The sequence below is a fragment of the Mycobacterium sp. genome, from assembly GCF_052143115.1.
GTDB lineage: Bacteria > Actinomycetota > Actinomycetes > Mycobacteriales > Mycobacteriaceae > Mycobacterium.
Genome location: NZ_JBKQTQ010000107.1, coordinates 1 through 6,458 on the forward strand (window position 1 = coordinate 1; position 6,458 = coordinate 6,458).

Consider the following 6,458-nt stretch of genomic DNA (forward strand, 5'->3'; position numbering starts at 1 on the left):
CGCCTCATGCACCGCCTCGGCCGAGTCCCACCCGCCGAAGCCGAAGCCCAGTACTATTCCCAGCACGTGACCGACCAACCGGCCGGCTCACAGAACCCCGAGGGTGCATGAAACCCGGGATGCTTCAGAGACACCAGGATCAGAACTCATTGCTGACGACACGGTCTGTGCGCCCTGCTGATATAAAAATGGATCCCGGGCAGACTTACCCACCCACCGGTCACTAGCTGGGTGCCTACGGGCACGTTGTGGGGCGAGACGTGGAACCAGGGGCCGGTCACGGCCTCCTCACACCTATTCCGCGGTCTTCCGTCGTTCCCCGCGCCAAGGCTCCCGGCCCACCCAGCACCGGTTCTTGCGCGACATAGACCCGATCCAGAACATGACCGCGCCGCATCGTGGGCACTGCCAGTGGGGATGCTTAACGGTCACGATCCCCTCGCTCTCCGGCCACCCTTCACAATCTGGTCATGGAGAAATTGTGGTGTCTCCACGGTGCCCCCATACATGTCCTGGTCGTAAATGGCCGTTGGCTGCGCGGCAGCCTGCCAATTCCGGTGCCGCGAACGGGGCACTGTGGCGCGCACCACCTGGGTCAAAGGACCCTATTTGGGGATCAGGCGGAAGCGGAACCTGAATGCGTACCGCCCAGATCGATTGGCCTGCGAGGGAGATGTCATGGAGACGCCGACGCGCCGAACCGTGACCATCCACGGCCACGAGCTCTCCTACCTGGACAGCGGCACGGGCTCAGTGGTGCTGTTCATCCACGGGATTCTCGGTTCGCAACGCCAGTGGACCCACCTCATCGACCGCCTGCATGACGACCACCGGGTGATCGTGCCGGACCTCTTCGGGCACGGCGAGTCGGACAAGCCGGTGGGAGACTATTCACTCGGCGCGCACGCGGCAACGCTGCGCGACCTGCTGGACCGCCTCGGCATTGAGCGGGTCACGCTCGTCGGGCACTCCCTCGGCGGGGGAATCGCGATGGAGTTCTACTACCTGTTCCCGGAGCGTGTCGAGCGGCTGGTGCTTGTCGCGAGCGGTGGGTTGGGCCGGGAGGTCAACCCGATCCTGCGATCCGCGACGCTGCCCGGGGCCGCATGGGTCCTGCCCGTCCTCGCGTCGGGGTGGGTGCGTGCGCGCGCCGAGGGCGCCGGGCGGGCCCTGTCCAGGGCGGGCTGGAGGCCCAGCACGGACATCACCACGATCTGGCAGGGCTTCACCTCGCTCGTGGATGCGGCGAGCCGGCGCGCCTTCCTGGCCACGACCCGCGCTGTCATCGACCCCGGGGGCCAGACTGTCAGCGCTCACGACTACCTGCCCGACGCCGCGCCGATCCCGACACTCATCATCTGGGGCTCCCGGGACCGGATGATCCCGGCCTGGCACGCGATCAATGCGCAGAGGTCGATCCCGGGGTGTCGCGTCGAGCTGTTCGAGGGAGCCGGCCACTTCCCGCACCTCGATGAACCGGACCGCTTCGCCGATCTGGTGCGTGACCTCATCGCGACGACCTGAGCCGCTGCCACCTCGAACAGGCCACGGCAGCGGGCCTGGTGAGGCCACTCCGAGATTGACGCGTTATGGTTCATGCCCACCGACCTGATCGCGTCGGCGTATATCCACCTGGCCTTAACCCGCGTCTTGCGCGGCGATCTCACCCGCGCCAAGGCCGAGCTGGCCCAGGCGGCGCGCCGGGTCGAACAGAACTACTGCACGGGGCGGGGACCCAGACTTGGCCACCAGCGGGGACCGCAACTTGGCCGTTGACAGCGGCGATCGACCTGCGCGGCCATCACCGCGACCGCGCCAGCGATCGGCTCGAAGCCCGGGGCGGGTCTCAGGTAGGTCCACGCGGCTTTCGGCGCGACCCGTGTGTCGGTCACCAGGTCGTAATAGGTCGCCTGGCCCTTCCTTTCACAGCACGGGCCGGAGCGTAAATCCGCGTTGCAACCCGGGAGTTATACGCGTTTCCGCTGATGTTTTGCCCCATGTGGCGGCTGGATGCTGGCTAGCATGAGGGAGATCGATCCCCGCGCGGACACGGCGCCGATGAACCGGAACGATCGTGACGTGAGCGAGCTTCTTCCGACAGGAAAGTGAGGCGTCCGTGGCGGAACGCGGGGCAATCGACCAACCCGTCGCGATGGCGGCGGGTGGGCGATGAGGAGCCTCGGCGAGATCCGTGCCGCCCTCGAGGGGTGCTACTTCTCGATGGAAGCCCTCTGCGCCGACCTGGGCGACGCCGAGTGGCAGGTCCAATCCTTCTGCCCGGACTGGAAGGTCCGTGACGTGGTCAACCACGTCACCAGCATGGAAGCGGTCATGGCCGGCTGGCTGCCAGAGGACGCTCGGACGCCGCCGCCCTTCGAGCGGGCCGGAGACTTCCTGCGCGAGACCGCCGGTCTCGACAGCGCGGCCTTCGTCGAACGGGTCCGCGCGACCTACGACCGCCGGCGGCAGGATCTGGCCTCGCTCTCGAGTGGGGATCTCGAGCGCCCCTCGTGGATGCCGACGGGCCCCGGCACCTACGGGCGATTCCTGGCAATCCGGGTCTTCGACTTCTGGGTCCACGAGCGCGACATCACGACCCCGCTCGCCCGGGTGACCGACGACACGGGCGTCGCCGCTGAGATCGCGCTGGGCGAGGTGGAGAGTTCGCTGGGCTACATCGTCGGCAAGAAGGTGGGCCTGCCCGACGGGAAGAGCATCGCCTTCCACCTCACGGGACCGATCGTTCGCGAGCTCGACGTCCTCGTCGACGGCCGGGCCAGGCAGGTCGACCGCCTAAAGAGCCCCGACGTCGAGATCATGACCGACTCGACGACGTTCATCCAGCTCGCCTGCGGGCGCATCGATCCCCAGGTCGCGATCGACTCCGGCGCGATCAAGTGGAACGGCGACGCTCAGCTCGGCGAGCGGGCCGCCCGCAACCTCAGGTTCACGATGTGACCAGTCGCCCCGAGTCCGTCGACTTCCACTTCGACGTCATGTGCCCCTACGCCTACCAGACGTCGCTGTGGATCCGCGAGGTGCGAGACCTGACCGGGCTCACGGTGAACTGGCGCTTCTTCAGCCTCGAGGAGATCAACCGCCAGGAGGGCAAGAAGCACCCGTGGGAGCGGGAGTGGTCCTACGGCTGGTCGATGATGCGCATCGGGGCCCTGCTGCGCCGAAAGTCGATGGCCGACCTCGACGCATGGTACGGCCGGGCCGGGCGGGCTCTGCACGTCGAGGGACACAAGCCGCATGAGAAATCCGTCGCCCAGCACCTCCTCGACGAACTGGGGTTCGACCCGGGGCTCGTCGACCAGGCGATAGCCGATCCCACCACCAGCGACGAGGTGATGGCCGAGCACCAGCGGGTGGTCGACGCCGGCGGCTACGGGGTGCCAACGATGTTCTTTCCCGACGGGCAGTGCCTGTTCGGGCCAGTACTCATTGATCCGCCCACCGGGCAGGCGGCCCGTCGGCTCTGGGACGCCGTTGTCGCCTGGACGGAGTTCCCCCACCTCTACGAGCTTCAACGGCCCAAGACCCGTGACGACGAGCAGCTGATCGCCGAGACCTTCCGCCCTTACCTAGAGGCTCGCGACTGGGTATCGATCAACCGCGGCGAAGTCATCAGCTTCGGCGCCCCGGGGGCCTCATCGACGGGAAAGGCGCCCGATACGAAGCACTAACGTGGCAGCCCCCGGGACAACCTCCGATACGTTGTCCGGAATGAGTGACAAGTGCCTTGCATACGAGCGCCGCGGCGCGGTCGCGATCGTGACTATCGATGACGCTCCGCACAACCGCATGACCCTCGCGTTCATGGACGCGCTCGAGTCGCTCGTCGCCGAGATTGCCTCCGACGCCTCGATTGGCGTGATGCATCTTCGTCAGAATCGCGACACGTCCATGCTCCAGGCCCTCGATGAACCACATCTCCCAGAGCGGCCTGTCCCGGTCGAGTGGGTAGGACATGAGACGGCCGGCCAGATCCTCGAGTTCCCGACGTCCTCCGGGCTCGGGCACCGCGACCTGCCGGATGTGATAGTCGATGTCGAGCTCGCAGTCCTCGACGAACCATGGCCTGTCGAGCCCCAGCGGCGCCCCCGCCACTCGATAGCGCAGCTCCGGCATCTCCGGAAGGCGAGAAGCGACAAGGTCTTTGACCGCATGGAAGCAGAAACCTGGCGCGTCGGCAGATCGTCAGTCCGGCGCCATGCATGTGCCAGGCGTGCGTCTCGGCGAACCAGAACGCAGCATCTACACTGGACAGCCGCCTCATGCCGACAGGGTAGAGCTCCACTGAGATAGCTACTAATTTCTGGCCTGCTTTTCTTTCCATCAACATCCCATCTCACTGCAAGTACCACTCCGACATGTATGGGTCACCGACAGTCCAGTAGCTCGAAAGACCGTTGCCAACGACCATCGCAATGTGGCCGTCCCAGACCGCGAGGTCGCCGGAAAGCTGCACGCTCGTGAGTAATTCGGCGAAGATGCGCGGGAATCATCGCCCGCCTCCTGTTCCCACATTTTGCCCACAGTTACAGCCAGACATCGGACAGCTGAGTCGAACCAAATCGGCTACACGTCAAGCGTCATAGCTGTCGCTCGCATGTGCCAGCATGCAGTCGCCGAGACGGTCGCCGAACTAACCGACAGTCTGACTGCTCACGCGCTCCGAATGCTGGCTTGCTCGCAAGCTTGGACTCCGGCTGATGGGCACTATGGCGCACACACCTGGGTCAAACGGCTCTATCGGGGGATGAAGGTGAGGCGGAACCTGACGCCTACCGCCCAGCTCACGAGCCCGAAGCCAGGCGACCGGCTTCACGGAACTAGGAGTCATGACCACTGAGATTCCCCAACCAAGTCGTGGGCCAGGATCGGTTTGGCGCACCAGATCGGTGGACCAACGGCGGTGTCGGCCGTCATGATCCCGGAAGTACTGGGGATCGACGATGAATAGACGGAGGGACCACTGGACTCCGGGAGTGCCGGTGTTCAGCGGGGACGTCTCGGAAACGCTGCGAGGCGTCGGGGGCTTGTTCGTGATGTCGGTCGACGCGGTGAGGTTCCTCTTTCGCCGGCCCTTTCAAGCACGAGAGTTTCTGGAGCAGTCCTGGTTTGTCGCGCGCGTCGCACTCTTGCCCACGCTGTTAGTGGCCATCCCGTTCACGGTTCTGGTCAGCTTCACCCTCAACATCCTGCTGCGCGAACTTGGCGCAGCCGACTTGAGTGGTGCAGGTGCGGCCTTCGGCGCGGTGACGCAGATCGGCCCGCTCGTGACCGTGTTGATCGTGGCTGGAGCCGGCGCCACATCGATGTGCGCAGATCTGGGTTCGCGCACTATTCGTGACGAGATCGACGCACTGGAGGTCATGGGCGTCAACCCCATTCAGCGGTTGGTTACGCCGCGCATGCTCGCGTCGGGGTTGGTCGCCCTGCTACTGAACAGCCTTGTCTGCATAATCGGCATTCTGGGCGGCTACGTCTTCTCGGTGTTTGTCCAGCAGGTCAACCCCGGTTCGTTCGCCGCCGGCATCACGGTGCTCACCGGAATCCCAGAGTTGCTCATTTCGGGGGTCAAGGCGGCCCTGTTCGGCCTGATCGCCGGCCTGGTTGCGTGTTATCGGGGACTGACGATCACCGGACGCGGCGCACAGGCCGTGGGTAACGCCGTCAACGAGACGGTCGTCTTCGCCTTCATGTCGCTGTTCGTTGTCAACGTAGTCGTCACCGCAATAGGCATCAAAATGACGGCCAAGTGACGGAAGGACTGCCGTGACGCTGCGAGCCCGCAATCCTCGGGTAATCCGTGAACTCGAACGGCCAATCACCACCTTAGGCCGAATCGGTGACCAAACAATGTTTTACGGCAAGGCGCTCGCCGGCACGCCGTACGCGGTGAGGCACTACACACGTGACATCGTTCGCCTCACCGCCGAGATCAGCATGGGCGCTGGTACCTTGGCGATGATCGGTGGAACGCTGGTAATCATCGGGTTCTTGACCCTGGCTACGGGCGGCACGCTGGCGGTCCAAGGCTACAGTTCCCTAGGCAATATCGGCATCGAGGCCTTGACAGGATTCTTGGCGGCTTTCATCAACGTTCGCATCACTGCTCCGGTCGTCGCCGGGGTCGGCTTGGCGGCCACGTTCGGCGCCGGCGTGATGGCGCAGCTGGGCGCCATGCGAATCAACCAAGAGATTGATGCGCTGGAAGCCATGGCCATTCGGCCGATTTCGTTCTTGGTCAGCACCAGGATCGTCGCCGGGATGATCGCGATCACGCCGTTGTACTCCATCGCCATCATCCTTTCGTTTCTCGCGAGTCGCTTCACTACCGTGTTCCTTCTAGGCCAGTCACCAGGGCTATACGACCACTACTTTTCGACGTTCCTGAGCCCAACCGACTTGTTGTCGTCGTTTCTTCAGGCCATCTTGATGGCTCTCGC

General features: G+C 64.7%; 7 protein-coding genes and 1 pseudogene. 6 read left to right on the forward strand and 2 right to left on the reverse strand.

Annotated elements, in window-relative coordinates:
* Positions 1–678 precede the first annotated feature (678 nt).
* Both ACLQI9_RS10975 and ACLQI9_RS10980 read left to right on the forward strand, forming a co-directional pair.
* Complete coding sequence (locus ACLQI9_RS10975; protein ID WP_442391678.1) at positions 679–1,524, forward strand: alpha/beta fold hydrolase; 846 nt, start codon at positions 679–681, stop codon at positions 1,522–1,524.
* A gap of 72 nt (positions 1,525–1,596) precedes the next feature.
* Complete coding sequence (locus ACLQI9_RS10980; RefSeq protein ID WP_442383966.1) at positions 1,597–1,776, forward strand: hypothetical protein; 180 nt, start codon at positions 1,597–1,599, stop codon at positions 1,774–1,776.
* Here the strand turns inward: ACLQI9_RS10980 and ACLQI9_RS10985 are convergent.
* Positions 1,716–1,892: a hypothetical protein gene (locus tag ACLQI9_RS10985; RefSeq protein ID WP_442383960.1), complete on the reverse strand. Its 177-nt coding sequence runs from the start codon at positions 1,890–1,892 to the stop codon at positions 1,716–1,718. The two genes, ACLQI9_RS10980 and ACLQI9_RS10985, sit on opposite strands and share 61 nt — an antisense overlap.
* Before the next feature lie 277 nt (positions 1,893–2,169).
* On the opposite strand from ACLQI9_RS10985, the gene ACLQI9_RS10990 reads away from it, so the two are divergent.
* Positions 2,170–2,958, forward strand: coding sequence for a maleylpyruvate isomerase family mycothiol-dependent enzyme (locus ACLQI9_RS10990; RefSeq protein ID WP_442383958.1), 789 nt, complete (start codon positions 2,170–2,172; stop codon positions 2,956–2,958).
* Positions 2,955–3,689 carry a mycothiol-dependent nitroreductase Rv2466c family protein gene (locus tag ACLQI9_RS10995; RefSeq protein ID WP_442383956.1) on the forward strand — a complete coding sequence of 245 codons (735 nt, stop codon included), beginning with the start codon at positions 2,955–2,957 and terminating at the stop codon, positions 3,687–3,689. The genes ACLQI9_RS10990 and ACLQI9_RS10995 overlap by 4 nt, the downstream gene beginning before the upstream one ends.
* Positions 3,690–3,873: 184 nt before the next feature.
* Here the strand turns inward: ACLQI9_RS10995 and ACLQI9_RS11000 are convergent.
* Positions 3,874–4,282, reverse strand: a pseudogene (locus ACLQI9_RS11000) (wax ester/triacylglycerol synthase domain-containing protein); the annotation flags it as partial.
* A gap of 772 nt (positions 4,283–5,054) precedes the next feature.
* Between ACLQI9_RS11000 and ACLQI9_RS11005 the strand changes: the two are divergent.
* A complete protein-coding gene (locus ACLQI9_RS11005) occupies positions 5,055–5,771 on the forward strand; it encodes an MlaE family ABC transporter permease (protein ID WP_442383964.1) in 717 nt (238 codons plus the stop codon).
* A gap of 13 nt (positions 5,772–5,784) precedes the next feature.
* Positions 5,785–6,458: ABC transporter permease (locus tag ACLQI9_RS11010; protein WP_442391679.1), on the forward strand; the 674-nt coding region annotated here is incomplete at its 3' end.

Bases quoted from the DNA above. Each gene is read 5' to 3' on its own strand.
- ACLQI9_RS10990 (WP_442383958.1), top strand. From the start codon at position 2,170: ATGAGGAGCCTCGGCGAGATCCGTGCCGCCCTCGAGGGGTGCTACTTC.
- ACLQI9_RS10980 (WP_442383966.1), top strand. From the start codon at position 1,597: ATGCCCACCGACCTGATCGCGTCGGCGTATATCCACCTGGCCTTAACC.
- ACLQI9_RS11005 (WP_442383964.1), top strand. From the start codon at position 5,055: ATGTCGGTCGACGCGGTGAGGTTCCTCTTTCGCCGGCCCTTTCAAGCA.
- ACLQI9_RS10975 (WP_442391678.1), top strand. From the start codon at position 679: ATGGAGACGCCGACGCGCCGAACCGTGACCATCCACGGCCACGAGCTC.